This is a genomic window from Pseudomonas sp. ESBL9, from assembly GCF_036668715.1.
Classification (GTDB): Bacteria; Pseudomonadota; Gammaproteobacteria; order Pseudomonadales; family Pseudomonadaceae; genus Aquipseudomonas; species Aquipseudomonas lundensis.
On the sequence record NZ_JAZEVV010000008.1, the window covers coordinates 54,860 to 69,754 of the forward strand.

A 14,895-nucleotide genomic window follows, 5' to 3' on the forward strand; every position below is an offset into this window, starting at 1 on the left:
GCTCATGCCTTCAATCCTGCGTGTAGATCCTGCAAGCGACGTACGGTTTTTTCAGGGCCGAATTTAAGCGCTTCACAGATCGCTTCGCCAGCAGCAATGGTCGTGGTGCAATAAATCTTGTGCTGCAAGGCGTTACGACGAATGGAATAAGAGTCAGCAATCGACTGACGACCTTCGGTCGTGTTGATAATCAGCGTGACTTCGTCATTTTTGATCATATCGACAACGTGAGGGCGACCTTCGGTCACCTTGTTGACGCGGCGCACTTTCAATCCTGCCGCCTCAATAAACTTGGCCGTGCCCGCCGTGGAAACCACCTCAAAGCCCAAAGCGATCAGGTCACGCGCAACACCTGCCACCAAAGGCTTGTCGTCATCACGCACACTGATAAAGGCGGTGCCGCCAGTTGGCAATACTTCGCTCGCGCCCATTTGAGCCTTCGCAAATGCCTCACCGAAGGTATCACCTACCCCCATCACTTCACCGGTGGACTTCATCTCAGGGCCAAGGATCGGGTCAACACCCGGGAATTTGGCGAACGGGAACACCGCTTCTTTCACACTGTAGAAGTTAGGAATGATTTCTTTGGTGAAACCGATTTCCTTCAGGGTTTTACCTGCCATGACGCGCGCAGCAATCATTGCCAGTGAGACACCAATGCACTTGGAGACAAAAGGAACGGTGCGCGAAGCGCGCGGGTTCACTTCAATTACGTAGATGTCTTCCCCTTGCAGTGCCAGTTGAACGTTCATCAGGCCGACAACACCCAACTCCAGCGCCATCTTCTTGACCTGTTCGCGCATCTCGTCCTGGATGTGCAGTGGCAGCGAGTAAGGAGGCAACGAGCAAGCGGAGTCGCCCGAGTGAACGCCTGCCTGCTCAATGTGCTGCATGATCGCGCCGATCACGACATCCGTACCATCACAAACCGCGTCAACATCCATCTCGATGGCACAGTTCAGGAAGTGATCCAGCAGAACCGGGCTGTCGTTAGACACCTTCACCGCGTCACGCAGGTAGCGCTTGAGTTCTTCCTCTTCGTACACGATTTCCATCGCACGGCCGCCCAGCACGTAGGAAGGACGAACCACTAGCGGGTAACCGATTTTGCTAGCCGCGCGGATGGCTTCATCTTCACTGCGCACGGTTGCGTTTGGCGGCTGACGCAAGTTCAAACGCTCGACCATTTGCTGGAAGCGCTCACGATCTTCTGCACGGTCGATTGCATCCGGGCTGGTGCCAATGATCGGCACGCCAGCTTCTTCAAGTGCACGCGCCAGCTTCAGTGGCGTCTGGCCACCGTACTGAACAATCACGCCTTTTGGCTTCTCGACCCGTACGATTTCCAGAACGTCTTCCAGAGTGACAGATTCGAAATACAGACGATCCGAAGTGTCGTAGTCCGTCGAAACTGTTTCCGGGTTGCAGTTGACCATGATGGTTTCGTAACCATCAGCACGCAACGCGAGAGCCGCGTGTACGCAGCAGTAGTCAAACTCGATACCTTGACCAATACGGTTCGGACCACCACCCAGAATGATGATTTTGTCGCGACCCGAAGGATTCGCTTCGCACTCTTCCTCATAGGTCGAGTACATGTAGGCGGTGTCGGTGGCGAACTCAGCCGCGCAGGTATCAACCCGCTTATAAACCGGGAACACTTCCAGCTTGTGACGATGGCGACGCAGGTTTTTCTCAGTAACACCCAGCAGCTTGGCCAGACGCTGATCCGAAAAACCCTTGCGCTTGAGGCGATACATCATGTCGCGGTCGATGCTGGCAAGACCCAGCGTCTTAATTTTCTCTTCGTCCTTGATCAGGTCTTCGATCTGCACCAGGAACCAAGGATCAATCATGTTCATGCCGAAGATGTCTTCGACCGTCATGCCCGCACGGAACGCGTCAGCTACGTACCAGATGCGCTCGGCGCCCGGCACTGTCAGCTCGCGTTTGAGCACGGCCATGCTTTCCGGGTTGCTCAGGTCCAGTTTTTCATCCAGACCGCACACACCGACTTCAAGGCCACGCAACGCCTTTTGCAGAGACTCCTGGAAAGTCCGGCCAATGGCCATAACCTCGCCAACAGACTTCATTTGCGTGGTCAGTCGCGCATCAGCCTTGGAGAACTTCTCGAAGGCGAAGCGAGGCATCTTGGTCACGACGTAGTCGATAGAAGGCTCGAAAGAGGCTGGCGTCTTGCCACCCGTGATTTCGTTTTGCAACTCGTCAAGGGTATAGCCAATCGCCAGCTTGGCAGCGATACGCGCAATCGGGAAACCCGTGGCCTTGGAGGCCAGCGCGGACGAACGAGACACGCGCGGGTTCATTTCGATGACGACCATACGGCCAGTATCCGGGCAAATACCGAACTGAACGTTGGAGCCGCCCGTTTCGACGCCGATCTCACGCAGTACCGCCAGCGAGGCGTTACGCATGATCTGGTATTCCTTGTCCGTCAGTGTCTGTGCAGGCGCAACAGTGATCGAGTCACCGGTGTGCACACCCATCGGGTCGAAGTTCTCGATCGAGCAGACGATGATGCAGTTGTCCTTTTTATCGCGGACAACTTCCATCTCGTACTCTTTCCAGCCGATCAGCGACTCGTCGATCAGCAGCTCTTTGGTTGGAGACAAGTCCAGGCCACGGGAGCAGATCTCTTCAAATTCTTCGCGGTTATAAGCAATACCACCACCCGTGCCACCCATGGTGAAGGACGGACGAATGATGCACGGGAAGCCCAGCTTCTCGAGAACGGCATTAGCCTCCTCCATGCTGTGAGCAATGCCGGAGCGCGGGCAATCAAGGCCGATCGACTTCATCGCCTTGTCGAAACGCGAACGATCCTCAGCCTTGTCGATGGTGTCCGCATTGGCACCGATCATCTCTACATTGAATTTCTCCAGAACGCCTTCGCGCTCCAGGTCCAATGCACAGTTCAGCGCCGTTTGCCCACCCATGGTCGGCAACAGGGCATCAGGACGTTCTTTTTCGATGATCTTGGCGACCGTTTGCCACTTGATAGGCTCGATATACGTGGCATCGGCCATGTCCGGGTCGGTCATGATGGTGGCCGGGTTGGAGTTCACCAGAATGACGCGGTAACCCTCTTCACGCAGTGCCTTGCAGGCCTGAGCGCCGGAGTAGTCGAACTCACACGCCTGACCGATAACAATCGGGCCAGCGCCGAGAATCAGAATGCTTTTTATGTCTGTACGTTTTGGCATGGGTTTGTCACTCAAATCCGCAGGTCAGTGGGCAAGCCGGTAGTCTTTTTCCTGAAGCCTCCAAGGGCCGCCGGTATTCGGGGCCGCCTTGGACGACTTCACCTTGGGAAAAGGATTAGCGGCGCTTGGCCATCTCGTTGATGAAACGGTCGAACAGCGGTGCTACGTCGTTCGGGCCCGGGCTCGCTTCAGGGTGTCCCTGGAAGCTGAATGCGCTTTTGTCGGTCAGCTCAATGCCCTGCAGCGTGCCGTCAAACAGCGATTTGTGGATCGCACGCACGTTGGCAGGCAACGTCGCTTCATCCACCGCAAAACCGTGGTTCTGACTGGTGATCATCACAACGCCCGTGTCCAGATCCTGCACCGGGTGGTTAGCACCATGGTGGCCATGACCCATCTTCACCGTCTTCGCACCGGAGGCCAGCGCCAACAGTTGATGACCAAGGCAAATGCCGAATACTGGAATTTCGGTTGTCAGCACTTGCTGAATGGCTTTGATTGCGTAATCGCAAGGCTCTGGATCGCCCGGGCCGTTGGACAGGAACACGCCATCCGGATTCAACGCCAGTACATCGCTGGCAGGGGTCTGAGCCGGCACGACGGTTACGCGGCAACCGCGTTCTACCAACATGCGCAAAATGTTCCACTTCACGCCGTAGTCGTATGCCACAACGTGATAAGGCAGCTCGGAGGCGTCGATAGTCGGGTGACTGTCGGTCGCCAGGTTCCAGACACTGGAGCGCCACTCGTACGTTTTTTCGGTGCTGACGACTTTCGCCAGGTCCATGCCTTTCAGGCCCGGGAAACCACGCGCAGCTGCAATGGCCGCTTCATCCGAGATGTTATCGCCCGCCATGATGCAGCCGTTTTGCGAACCTTTCTCGCGCAGGATACGGGTCAGGCGACGGGTATCAATGCCTGCAATCGCCACAACATTATTGGCCTTCAGGTAATCGGACAGCGACATCGTGTTACGCCAGTTGCTCGCAACCAAAGGCAGATCACGAATAACCAAACCTGCGGACCAGACACGATCAGACTCGGCATCTTCCGGAGTAGTACCGGTATTGCCTACATGCGGGTAAGTCAGGGTAACGATTTGCTGAGCGTAGGAAGGATCGGTAAGGATTTCCTGATAGCCGGTCATTGCGGTGTTAAAAACGACCTCACCAACGGTTTGACCGTCGGCTCCAATGGCTTCGCCGCGAAAAATGCTGCCATCAGCAAGGGCGAGTATGGCTTGCTTAGTCAAGAAGACCTCCCGTAAATAAAGCCTGAAAGGGCGATCGCAGGTTGTAAAAAAGCGGAGTGACGTATGGACACGTCACCCCGCTTCTTCATCGAATTATCTGCGCGCTTTTAGTGGACACACTAAAGCTGTAGGTTACAGAAAAATGCTTTTTTGGTCTACCGCTAAAAAGCCTTAAAGGCAGGGGAATGCGACAGGAAATCGCTTAGCGGTTAAAAATCCGGCTGTTGGTACAGCAACAGCCGGATTTTACAGGGGGGAATCAGCGCAGGTCGAGCACATCCTGCATATCGTAGAGACCGGGCTTGCGCCCTTCCAGCCACAACGCAGCGCGAACGGCACCCTTTGCAAAGGTCATGCGACTGGAAGCCTTGTGGGTAATTTCGAGTCGCTCGCCTTCAGTAGCGAACAACACGGTGTGATCACCCACCACATCGCCACCACGCACGGTTGCGAAGCCAATGGTTTCACGCTCACGAGCACCGGTATGACCTTCGCGACCGTAAACCGCGACCTTCTCCAAATCACGCCCCAGTGCATCCGCAATCACTTCACCCATGCGCAACGCAGTGCCCGACGGCGCATCGATTTTATGACGATGATGCGCTTCAATGATTTCAATATCCGCATCATCCCCCATCACTCGCGCCGCCATATCCAGCAGCTTGAGCGACAGATTGACCCCCACACTGAAGTTCGCCGCAAACACGATCGGAATGTCTTTACCCGCCTCGGCCAGCAAGTTCTTTTGAGCCTGTGTCAACCCGGTCGTACCAATCACCATGGCTTTGCCCGAGCGACGACACATTTCGAGGTTTTTTAGCATTACCTCCGGCAACGTGAAGTCGATCAACACATCGAACTCGTCAATGACCGCCTCCAGGCTAGACGACAACGGCACACCAATGCGCCCAAGAGATGCCAGTTCGCCAGCATCGGCACCCACCAGCGTGCTCCCCGGTCGAACGATAGCCGCCGTAAGCCCACCCAGCGGCGAGCGCTGCTGAACGGCATCGACCAGCGTTTTACCCATGCGCCCGGCAGCGCCCATCACAGCTATACGTCGCATGTCTCGCCCCTTACAAATCGCCGAAGAAGCGCTTGACGCCCTCAAACCAGCCCGTGGCATTCGGCGAATGACTGCTATCGCCTTCGAGCGTTGTGCGGAACTCCTCCATCAGCTCGCGCTGACGACGGCTCAATTTGACAGGCGTCTCAACCACAACGCGGCACATCAAATCACCCGCACCACCGCCACGCACGGGCGCAACACCCTTACCGCGCAAACGGAACTGCTTGCCGGTCTGAGTACCTTCCGGAATTTTCAGCTTCACCCGACCATCCAGCGTCGGCACTTCAAGCTCAGCACCAAGTGCCGCGTCCGCCACGCTGATTGGGACCTCGCAGAACAAATGCTTGCCATCGCGTTGAAAAATCGCGTGCTCACGCACATCGATCACAACATACAGGTCGCCGGTAGGGCCCCCTTGAACCCCCGCCTCACCTTCACCGGAAAGACGAATGCGGTCACCCGTATCAACGCCAGCAGGCACTTTTACAGAGAGGGTTTTGTACTCTTCGACACGACCCGCACCATGGCAGCTGTCGCAAGGGTCGGAAATGATCTTGCCTTGACCATGGCAACGCGGACAGGTCTGCTGCACGGCGAAGAAGCCCTGCTGCATACGCACCTGACCAATGCCGCCGCACGTTGGGCACGTGACCGGCGAAGAACCCTTCTTGGCGCCCGACCCGTCGCACGGCTTGCAATTAACCTGCGTCGGAACACGAATATTGACGGTTGTACCGCGAACAGCCTCTTCCAGATCCAGCTCCAGCGTATAGCGCAAATCGCTACCGCGCTGAGCACCGCCCCGGGAGCCGCCACGACCACCACCAAAGAAATCACTGAACACATCACCGAAAATATCGGAGAAGTTCTGCCCACCAAAACCACCGCCGCCGCCACCCATCTGCGGATCTACGCCAGCATGGCCGTACTGGTCGTAAGCAGCACGCTTGCTTGAGTCCGAAAGCACTTCATAGGCCTCATTGGCCTCCTTGAAGAGCTCTTCAGAAGCTTTGTCATCCGGATTGCGATCCGGGTGATGCTTCATTGCGAGACGGCGATAAGCTTTTTTCAGCTCCACCTCGGTAGAGGTGCGTTCAACACCCAAAATTTCGTAATAGTCGCGCTTTGCCATAATTCTTTGCACTCTCAAGGACGTTCGGCAAAACCCTCCCGAGCCTCACCAAACCCGCCAAGCCCGATAGAGATCAGTCTCGACTCACGTCTTTTTCAACGATTTTGGTTTCTGATTAACAGCCAAAGCATTGGCTGACAGGAGCGGTCACTTCAGGCCGAAATACAAGAAAGTTTCGAACCAGACCGCCAGCACCCGACCTTGTCGCATGCTGTAAAAATTCTTCAACTCCAGACACGCCAACGCGGGAGCTAGCTCCCGCGCGGCGACATCCTACCAGTCACCGCTTACACACGGTCAACCGGCCGACAAACAAGCTGATTACTTGTTGTCTTTAACTTCTTCGAACTCAGCGTCGACAACGTCATCCGCTTTTTCAGCCGAATCAGCTGGCTTGGACGCTGCGTCCGCAGGGTTCGCCTGCTCAGCGTACATCTTTTGAGCAACCGGAGCCGACACCTTGGACAGCTCTTCAACCTTGGCTTCGATAGCCGCTTTGTCGTCGCCTTTAACAGCAGCTTCCAGAGCCACTACAGCAGCTTCGATCGCAGCTTTCTCTTCCTCGGTTACTTTATCGCCCGCATCGGCGACCATTTTACGGGTCGAGTGCACCAGTGCATCACCCTGGTTACGCGCAGCTGCCAGCTCTTCGAACTTGCGATCTTCTTCAGCGTTGACTTCAGCATCACGCACCATCTGAGCAATCTCTTCCTCGGACAGACCCGAGTTAGCCTTGATCACGATGGACTGAGACTTGCCAGTCGCCTTGTCTTTCGCACTTACGTTCAAGATACCGTTGGCATCGATGTCGAAAGTCACTTCGATCTGAGGCACGCCACGTGGAGCAGGTGGAATGTCAGCCAGGTCGAACTTGCCCAACGACTTGTTCTGAGCCGCTTGCTTACGCTCACCTTGCAGCACGTGAATTGTTACTGCGCCCTGGTTATCGTCAGCTGTCGAGAACACTTGCGATTTCTTGGTAGGAATCGTGGTGTTTTTCTCGATCAGAGGCGTCATTACACCGCCCATGGTTTCGATACCCAAAGTCAGCGGGCTTACGTCCAGCAACAGCACGTCTTTAACATCACCAGCCAGTACCGCGCCTTGGATAGCAGCACCCATGGCAACCGCTTCGTCCGGGTTCACGTCTTTACGTGCTTCTTTGCCGAAGAACTCGGTTACCAGCTTCTGCACCAACGGCATACGGGTCTGACCACCCACCAGAATGACGTCGTTGATTGCACCCACATCAATGCCGGCGTCTTTCAGCGCCAGACGGCAAGGTTCGATCGTGCGCTGAACCAGATCTTCAACCAGCGATTCCAACTTGGCGCGAGAGATCTTCACGTTCAAGTGTTTAGGACCGGTGGCATCTGCAGTGATGTAAGGCAGATTCACGTCAGTCGACTGGCTCGAAGACAGTTCGATTTTGGCTTTTTCAGCAGCTTCTTTCAGACGCTGCATCGCCAGCGGATCACCTTTAAGGTTCATGCCGCTTTCTTTCTTGAACTCGTCAACCAGGTAGTCGATCAGGCGGATGTCGAAGTCCTCACCACCCAGGAACGTATCACCGTTGGTAGCCAACACTTCAAACTGATGCTCGCCATCCACTTCAGCAATTTCGATGACCGACACGTCGAACGTACCACCACCCAAGTCATAAACGATGACAGTGTGGTCGCCCTTCGCTTTGTCCATACCGTAAGCCAGAGCAGCCGCGGTAGGTTCGTTGATGATGCGCTTAACGTCCAGACCGGCAATACGACCTGCGTCTTTAGTTGCCTGACGCTGGCTGTCGTTGAAGTAAGCCGGAACTGTAATAACAGCTTCGGTCACTGGCTCGCCGAGGTAATCTTCGGCGGTTTTCTTCATTTTTTTCAGAATTTCAGCCGAGATTTGTGGCGGTGCCATTTTCTGGCCGTTCACTTCAACCCAAGCGTCACCATTGTCTGCCTTGACGATTTTGTAAGGCACCATCTGGATGTCTTTTTGTACAACTTCTTCGTCAAAACGACGACCGATCAAACGCTTCACCGCGTATAGGGTGTTATGCGGATTGGTCACTGCCTGACGCTTGGCCGATTGGCCAACCAGAATTTCGCCATCGTTGGCGTACGCAATGATCGACGGCGTAGTGCGCGCGCCTTCTGCGTTTTCAATAACTTTTGCCTTGCCGTTTTCCAGAACCGACACACACGAGTTGGTGGTGCCCAGGTCAATACCGATAATTCTGCCCATGTTAACTCTCCCTAAATTTGAATTTTTTTGCCGCAGCAGTAATGACCAACTGCGGCATTACTTAAACGCTTGACTTCTAAATGGGGGCCTTGCGACCGATTTCAAGCCTGCTCATCAATTGAAGGCGAAACCGGTGCTGGCGCCTTGCTTACCACGACCATCGCCGGGCGCAGCAGGCGACCATTGAGCTGATAACCCTTCTGGAACACCTTGAGCACGCTATTGGGCTCCACGTCAGCACTTTCCTGCATCGCCATTGCCTGATGATGCTCGGCATTGAACGGTTCGCCGTGCGGATCAATGGCTTCCAGCTGATAACGCTTAAGGGTGTCCTGGAACATTTTGAGCGTCAGTTCGATGCCTTCACGCATCGGACGAATGCTCTCGTCATCAGGACTCGACAGCTCAAGACCACGCTCCAAGCTGTCAATCACTGGCAGCAGATCGCCTGCAAATTTTTCCAGAGCGAATTTGTGTGCTTTCTCAACGTCCTGCTCGGCACGGCGGCGGACGTTCTGCAGATCGGCAGCTACGCGCAGAGCCTGATCATTGGCGGCTGCCAGTTGCTCTTCAAGCACCTGCACGCGGGCTACCAGATCTTCGCCTGATGCATCGGCGGCCTGATTAGCGTCTTGGTTCTGCGTATCCATAGTCTGTTCGTCTGCCATAGATTTCTCCTTTCAAACTTTGTCCGCGAATTCAAGTTCGCGCTTGTGCCAAGGTATATGGGGTCGCAATTCTCAGGTTCAAGAGCCAAAAAAACGGAAGACATGAGTTATCTCGACCCGGTGCTTTCGATCACAAAAAACAAAACGAGCTAAAAAACAGGAATTCGGGTGTAAATCGAACTAAGACTGCCCATTGTCAGCCCGCTCAAAAACACTGTATAAATAACCAGACATTACGTTTTGGAGCGGCCCCCATGCTGGTGCACCTGTCCGTACACAACTACGCCATCGTTGAACATCTCGATCTGGAACTCGATCGCGGTATGAGTGTAATCACTGGCGAAACCGGCGCCGGTAAATCGATCATGCTCGATGCGCTGGGGTTAACGCTGGGCGACCGTGCGGACAGTGGCGTTGTACGTCCTGGTGCCGACAAGGCAGACATTCTAGCCACCTTCGACCTGCAGGCAATTCCAGAAGCCCAGGCATGGCTGGCCGAACGGGATCTTGAGAACGACGGGCCCTGCATTCTGCGCCGCGTCATTACCAGCGAAGGTCGATCTCGCGGCTATATCAACGGCACACCTTGCCCCCAAGGCGATCTCAAAGCCCTTGGCGAGTTGTTGATCGACATTCATAGCCAGCACGAACACCAGTCGCTGCTAAAGCCCGAAACGCACCGCCGACTGCTGGATGAATATGCCGGCGCCACCGACCTGGCGCGGCAAGTCCAGCTGGCGGCACAACGCTGGCGCCAAACCAAACAAGAATTCGAGCACCTCTCCAATTCCGGGGATGAACAGCAAGCTCGCCATCAGTTATTGAGCTATCAACTCGAAGAACTGGACAACCTGGCGCTTGCTGAAAACGAACTGGAAGAACTGGAGCAGGAACACAAAAGCCTCACTAATGCTGAAGCGTTACTTTCAATTTGCCGCCAAGTGGTTGAGCAATGCAGTGAAAGCGACGCAGGCAACGTGCTCAACACCCTGACCGGCAGCCTTAATCGTTTGGCCAGCGTCAATAACAACACCAGCGCACTGAATGAAGCCTCGGATTTGCTTGCCAGTGCCCAGATACAGGTTGAAGAAGCGGTCGGTGAGCTCAATCGTTTTCTCGATCATTTCGATGCTGACCCGCGGCGCCTGCAGTACCTGGAGGAGCGTCTCGACTCGATCTACACCATGGCACGCAAACATCGCGTTCAGCCTACCGAGGTCTATGCCCTGCAACAAAAATTGATGGATGAGCTTGAAACGCTGAACGCCAATGATGAATCCATCGAAAGGCTGGCCAACGAGCTGACAGCGTTTGCACGTCATTATCAAGAGTGCGCGCGCGAACTCAGCAACATTCGCACTCAGGCCGCTACGCGTCTGGGCAGCGCTGTAGAAGAAGAAATTCAGCGCCTTGGCATGCCGGGAGGCCGCTTCGTCATTGAGTTAAAGCCGCAAAACAGCTCCGACCCACAGCCTTTCGGCCTGGAACACGTCGAACTGCTGGTCAGCGCCAACCCCGGACAGCCGCTCAAAGCACTGGCTAAAGTAGCGTCCGGTGGTGAGCTGTCACGTATCAGTTTGGCGATTCAGGTGATCACCGCACAAACCTCGCGCGTTCCGACACTGGTATTCGATGAAGTGGATGTCGGTATCGGCGGCCCAACAGCCGAGATCGTGGGTCAACTGCTACGCCGCCTCGGCGATCGCGGCCAGGTATTGACCGTGACACACTTGCCTCAAGTCGCTGCGCAGTGCCACCAGCATCTGTTCGTGCACAAAGTTCGAGACAGCGAGGCTACCCGCACAGCAGTATCCAAACTGAGCCAAAAAGAACGTGTGGAAGAGGTAGCGCGCATGCTCGGCGGCATCGACCTGACTAAAGAGTCTTTGGCGCACGCGAAGAAAATGGTCGTTTCAGCCAAGAATCAGACCGCTTAACGACGAACGGTCATTCAGCAGACAGCACGAAGGCGACCCTAAGGTCGCCTTCGATCGTTTCGCAAACCGAAATTCGCGTGACCTGCTTACTTGGTTTTCTTACGTACGTAGAGCACCAAGTTGTGATCCACCAGCTCAACGCCGTGCTTCTCGGCAATTGCATGCTGCAATTTTTCGATGTCTTCGTCGAAAAACTCAATCACTTCGCCGCTTTCAACGTTGACCATATGGTCGTGATGACCACCGTCTGCGTCGGCCAGCTCAAACACGGCATGACCGCCATCGAAATTATGGCGGATCACCAGCCCGGCTGACTCGAACTGGGTCAACACACGGTAAACCGTGGCCAGACCGACGTCCTCGCCTGCCTGCATAAGCGCCTTGTAAACGTCCTCGGCACTCATGTGACGCTGATCAGCAGAATCAAGCATTTGTAGAATTTTGACTCGTGGCAGAGTCACCTTAAGTCCGGCCTTACGTAGTTCGCTATTTTCAACCATGGTTAGCTTTCTCGCGGAAGCCGCTTCGCAGCTTCTCTTAATACGGGTATGATCGGCGTTTACGTTGTCCCAGCCAAGATAGTGGAAGTCGCCCACCGATGCAAAACACCAAGCTCTTGCTAACCAGTTTCACCTTTGTGGGACTGCTCGCACTCGCCGGTTGTTCATTCCCCGGGGTTTACAAAATCGACATCCAGCAGGGCAATGTCGTCACGCAGGACATGATAAACCAGTTACGCCCGGGAATGACCCGCCGGCAAGTGCGGTTTATCATGGGGAACGCCCTGCTGACCGATACATTCCATCCGGATCGTTGGGATTATTTGTATAGCCTCCAACCAGGCGGCGGTGAACGCCAACAGGAACGCGTCAGCGTGTTCTTCAATGAAAACGACCAGCTCGTCAGCTTGTCAGGTGACTTCATGCCTGGCGTCAGCAAAGACGAAGCCATTCTCGGCAAAGACGGTGGCGCAAATGTGACCACACCGGCTGCTCCGACCGAGAAGAGCGAAGTTCCGGCCAAGCCTGGATCATTGCTCGACCAGATCCAGAAGGATGTCGACGGGGTCGAAACAGTACCTGTCCCGACACCAGAACCTCTGGATACCACCGACCAATAAACGTTCGGTACAAAAAAGCCCGGCATGCCGGGCTTTTTGTTGCCTGCGAAAAACCAGGCTTAAGGATTAAGACGCTTGGCCTCAGCGGCTCTCGCCGCCCGTTGGCGACGAATTTCTTTGGGGTCAGCCAGCAGCGGTCGGTAAATTTCGATGCGATCACCGGCTTGTAACAGACGGTTTTCAGAATCACTGACCTGTTTACCAAAAATGCCGACCGGGCAACTCGTCAAATCCAGTTCTGGAAACACCTCACCCAAACCCGATGCCAAAACAGCTGAACGCACATTGGTACCCTCAGGAACGGTCATCGTCAGTAAACGCTGACGCTCAACCGAGGCGTACACCACCTCAATGGCAATCATTGGCTCAGCCATACAAATGCTTGGCACGTTGGCAAAAAGCATCAACCAACGTATTGGCCGCCTGATTGAACAACGGCCCCAGCGTGGCTTTCACAATCGCGCCCGCATAATCAAACGTCATGTCCAGGCTGATTTTGCAGGCTTTTTCGCCCAACGGCTTGAACACCCATACACCATGCAATTTGGTAAACGGGCCTTCCTCCAGATTCATCTCAATCGACTGGCCCGGCACCAGCGTATTGCGCGTTACAAAGTGCTGGCTCAAGCCGCCCTTGGCCACGCCAAGACTGGCACGCATCAGCACTTCGGTACTCTCAAGTATCTCGGCCGATGAGCACCATGGCAAAAACTCGGGGTACTTGGCCACATCATTGACCAGGTCATACAAAGCCTGCGCAGGATAAGGCAGCAAGGCGGAGCGTTGGATATGGGTAGTCATGTCAGCGTTACTTCCACAGCTGGGCGGCAAACACGATCAGGATGCCGAGTGGCGCCACATAGCGCATCAAAAAAAGAGTCAAGGCGAACAACACCGGGCTGCGCATCGACAACTCGTCGCGTACAGCACCACGGCCCATGATCCAGCCCGCAAAGACTACGAAACACAGTCCACCCAAAGGCAGCATGATACGCGAGGTGAGGAAATCGACGACACCAAAGAAGTCCAGCCCCTGCTCCGCGCCCCATTGGTAGAGGTGGAAACCGGATTCTTCGTTCACGAAAAATTTGGCCTGCTTCCAGATATTGAACGAGAACACCGTGCCCAGACCGACAAACCAGCAACTGAACGCCAACCAGAAGGTGACCCACAACCGACGGATTTTGGTGCGCTCAACCAGATAAGCCACCATCGGTTCAAGCAACGAAATCGCCGAACTCCAGGCCGCGACAGCCACCAGCACAAAAAACACCACACCCATCAACTGGCCAAATGCGACGTTGCCGAAAGCAAAAGGCAAGGTCACAAACATCAGGCCCGGCCCTTCACCCGGGTTCAATCCCGACGCAAACACAATTGGAAACAAAGCCAGGCCCGCCAGCAATGAGACAAAGGTATCGATCAGCGCAACGCCTACAACCGTACCGGAGATCGACGCATTCTTCGGCATGTACGCGCCGTAGATCATGATCGAACCCACACCCACGCTCAGAGAGAAGAACGCATGGCCCATCGCCGCCAGTAGACCGTCCATGACCCGATCCGGGTTGAAGTCGAACATAAAATGCACGCCTTCCATGAAATGCCCAGTGGTCATGCTGTAGCCGAGCAACACCAGCAGCAGCACAAACAAAATGGGCATCATGATGCGCAAACTGCGTTCAAGCCCCGCCACCACGCCTTTGGCGATGACAAAAGCAGACAACACCATGAACGCGGTATGCCAAAACGTCAGGCGCCACGGGTCAGCGATGACGTGACCGAAGTACGCCCCGACCTGATCGGCCGTCGCCCCTTGAAAGTCGCCCTTGCCCATATTGAGGATGTAATCCAGCGACCAGCCGCCGACCACACTGTAAAAAGACAGAATCAGGAGTGCCGTAATCATCCCGGCGAAAGCCCACCAGGACCACCGCGCCGAATGACCCGCCTCTACCGCCAGCACCTTCAAGGCATTTGCCGGGCTGAGCCGCGCACGGCGTCCGATCAAGGTTTCAGCCAGCATCACCGGCACACCGATCAACGCGATGCACGCCAAAAACACCAGCACAAACGCGCCACCACCGTAGACGCCAACCATGTAGGGGAATTTCCAGATACTGCCCAAACCCACGGCAGAACCGGTCGCAGCGAGAATAAAGACCCAACGGCTTGCCCAACTGCCGTGGACAGAAACCTTGTCTGTCGACATCGTTACTACGCCCAACCGATAAAAAAGAGGGCGCATTGTCCGG

Annotated in this window: 12 protein-coding genes; 2 read left to right on the forward strand and 10 right to left on the reverse strand. The window is 55.1% G+C overall.

Annotated features, from left to right (window positions below):
• Positions 1-2 precede the first annotated feature (2 nt).
• The 6 genes from carB to grpE form a co-directional block, all read right to left on the reverse strand.
• Positions 3-3,224, reverse strand: a complete 3,222-nt coding sequence (gene carB, locus V6F78_RS19580) for a carbamoyl-phosphate synthase large subunit (RefSeq protein ID WP_047278437.1) — start codon at positions 3,222-3,224, stop codon at positions 3-5.
• 115 nt (positions 3,225-3,339) lie between these two features.
• A complete protein-coding gene (gene carA / locus V6F78_RS19585; RefSeq protein ID WP_047278439.1) occupies positions 3,340-4,476 on the reverse strand; it encodes a glutamine-hydrolyzing carbamoyl-phosphate synthase small subunit in 1,137 nt (378 codons plus the stop codon).
• Positions 4,477-4,735: 259 nt separating this feature from the next.
• The gene (gene dapB / locus V6F78_RS19590; RefSeq protein ID WP_047278441.1) at positions 4,736-5,542 is read right to left on the reverse strand and encodes a 4-hydroxy-tetrahydrodipicolinate reductase; all 807 of its coding nucleotides are present in this window, start codon (positions 5,540-5,542) and stop codon (positions 4,736-4,738) included.
• 10 nt (positions 5,543-5,552) lie between these two features.
• A complete protein-coding gene (gene dnaJ / locus V6F78_RS19595) occupies positions 5,553-6,677 on the reverse strand; it encodes a molecular chaperone DnaJ (protein WP_047277553.1) in 1,125 nt (374 codons plus the stop codon).
• 321 nt (positions 6,678-6,998) lie between these two features.
• Positions 6,999-8,915, reverse strand: coding sequence for a molecular chaperone DnaK (gene dnaK / locus V6F78_RS19600; protein ID WP_047277556.1), 1,917 nt, complete (start codon positions 8,913-8,915; stop codon positions 6,999-7,001).
• Positions 8,916-9,016: 101 nt separating this feature from the next.
• Positions 9,017-9,583, reverse strand: a complete 567-nt coding sequence (gene grpE / locus V6F78_RS19605) for a nucleotide exchange factor GrpE (RefSeq protein ID WP_047277558.1) — start codon at positions 9,581-9,583, stop codon at positions 9,017-9,019.
• Between the two features lie 254 nt (positions 9,584-9,837).
• Between grpE and recN the strand changes: the two genes are divergently transcribed.
• Positions 9,838-11,520 carry a DNA repair protein RecN gene (gene recN / locus V6F78_RS19610; protein ID WP_047278443.1) on the forward strand — a complete coding sequence of 561 codons (1,683 nt, stop codon included), beginning with the start codon at positions 9,838-9,840 and terminating at the stop codon, positions 11,518-11,520.
• Between the two features lie 86 nt (positions 11,521-11,606).
• Here recN and fur read toward each other — a convergent pair whose 3' ends face one another.
• Complete coding sequence (fur, locus tag V6F78_RS19615; RefSeq protein WP_047277561.1) at positions 11,607-12,020, reverse strand: ferric iron uptake transcriptional regulator; 414 nt, start codon at positions 12,018-12,020, stop codon at positions 11,607-11,609.
• A 98-nt stretch (positions 12,021-12,118) separates the two neighbouring features.
• Between fur and V6F78_RS19620 the strand changes: the two genes are divergently transcribed.
• Positions 12,119-12,640, forward strand: coding sequence for an outer membrane protein assembly factor BamE (locus V6F78_RS19620; protein WP_047277563.1), 522 nt, complete (start codon positions 12,119-12,121; stop codon positions 12,638-12,640).
• Between the two features lie 59 nt (positions 12,641-12,699).
• Here V6F78_RS19620 and V6F78_RS19625 read toward each other — a convergent pair whose 3' ends face one another.
• From V6F78_RS19625 to V6F78_RS19635, 3 genes are read right to left on the reverse strand one after another with little or no spacing between them, the layout of a single operon-like run.
• Positions 12,700-13,014, reverse strand: coding sequence for an RnfH family protein (locus V6F78_RS19625; protein ID WP_080960244.1), 315 nt, complete (start codon positions 13,012-13,014; stop codon positions 12,700-12,702).
• Positions 13,007-13,441 carry a type II toxin-antitoxin system RatA family toxin gene (locus tag V6F78_RS19630; RefSeq protein WP_047295580.1) on the reverse strand — a complete coding sequence of 145 codons (435 nt, stop codon included), beginning with the start codon at positions 13,439-13,441 and terminating at the stop codon, positions 13,007-13,009. The genes V6F78_RS19625 and V6F78_RS19630 overlap by 8 nt, the downstream gene beginning before the upstream one ends.
• Positions 13,442-13,448: 7 nt before the next feature.
• Positions 13,449-14,852, reverse strand: coding sequence for a sodium-dependent transporter (locus tag V6F78_RS19635; protein WP_047278451.1), 1,404 nt, complete (start codon positions 14,850-14,852; stop codon positions 13,449-13,451).
• Positions 14,853-14,895 lie beyond the last annotated feature (43 nt).

Excerpts from the sequence above, each read along its gene's own strand:
- carB (WP_047278437.1), bottom strand. The coding sequence starts at position 3,224 with ATGCCAAAACGTACAGACATAAAAAGCATTCTGATTCTCGGCGCTGGC.
- dapB (WP_047278441.1), bottom strand. The coding sequence starts at position 5,542 with ATGCGACGTATAGCTGTGATGGGCGCTGCCGGGCGCATGGGTAAAACG.
- dnaJ (WP_047277553.1), bottom strand. The coding sequence starts at position 6,677 with ATGGCAAAGCGCGACTATTACGAAATTTTGGGTGTTGAACGCACCTCT.
- dnaK (WP_047277556.1), bottom strand. The coding sequence starts at position 8,915 with ATGGGCAGAATTATCGGTATTGACCTGGGCACCACCAACTCGTGTGTG.
- grpE (WP_047277558.1), bottom strand. The coding sequence starts at position 9,583 with ATGGCAGACGAACAGACTATGGATACGCAGAACCAAGACGCTAATCAG.
- recN (WP_047278443.1), top strand. The coding sequence starts at position 9,838 with ATGCTGGTGCACCTGTCCGTACACAACTACGCCATCGTTGAACATCTC.
- fur (WP_047277561.1), bottom strand. The coding sequence starts at position 12,020 with ATGGTTGAAAATAGCGAACTACGTAAGGCCGGACTTAAGGTGACTCTG.
- V6F78_RS19620 (WP_047277563.1), top strand. The coding sequence starts at position 12,119 with ATGCAAAACACCAAGCTCTTGCTAACCAGTTTCACCTTTGTGGGACTG.
- V6F78_RS19625 (WP_080960244.1), bottom strand. The coding sequence starts at position 13,014 with ATGGCTGAGCCAATGATTGCCATTGAGGTGGTGTACGCCTCGGTTGAG.
- V6F78_RS19630 (WP_047295580.1), bottom strand. The coding sequence starts at position 13,441 with ATGACTACCCATATCCAACGCTCCGCCTTGCTGCCTTATCCTGCGCAG.
- V6F78_RS19635 (WP_047278451.1), bottom strand. The coding sequence starts at position 14,852 with ATGTCGACAGACAAGGTTTCTGTCCACGGCAGTTGGGCAAGCCGTTGG.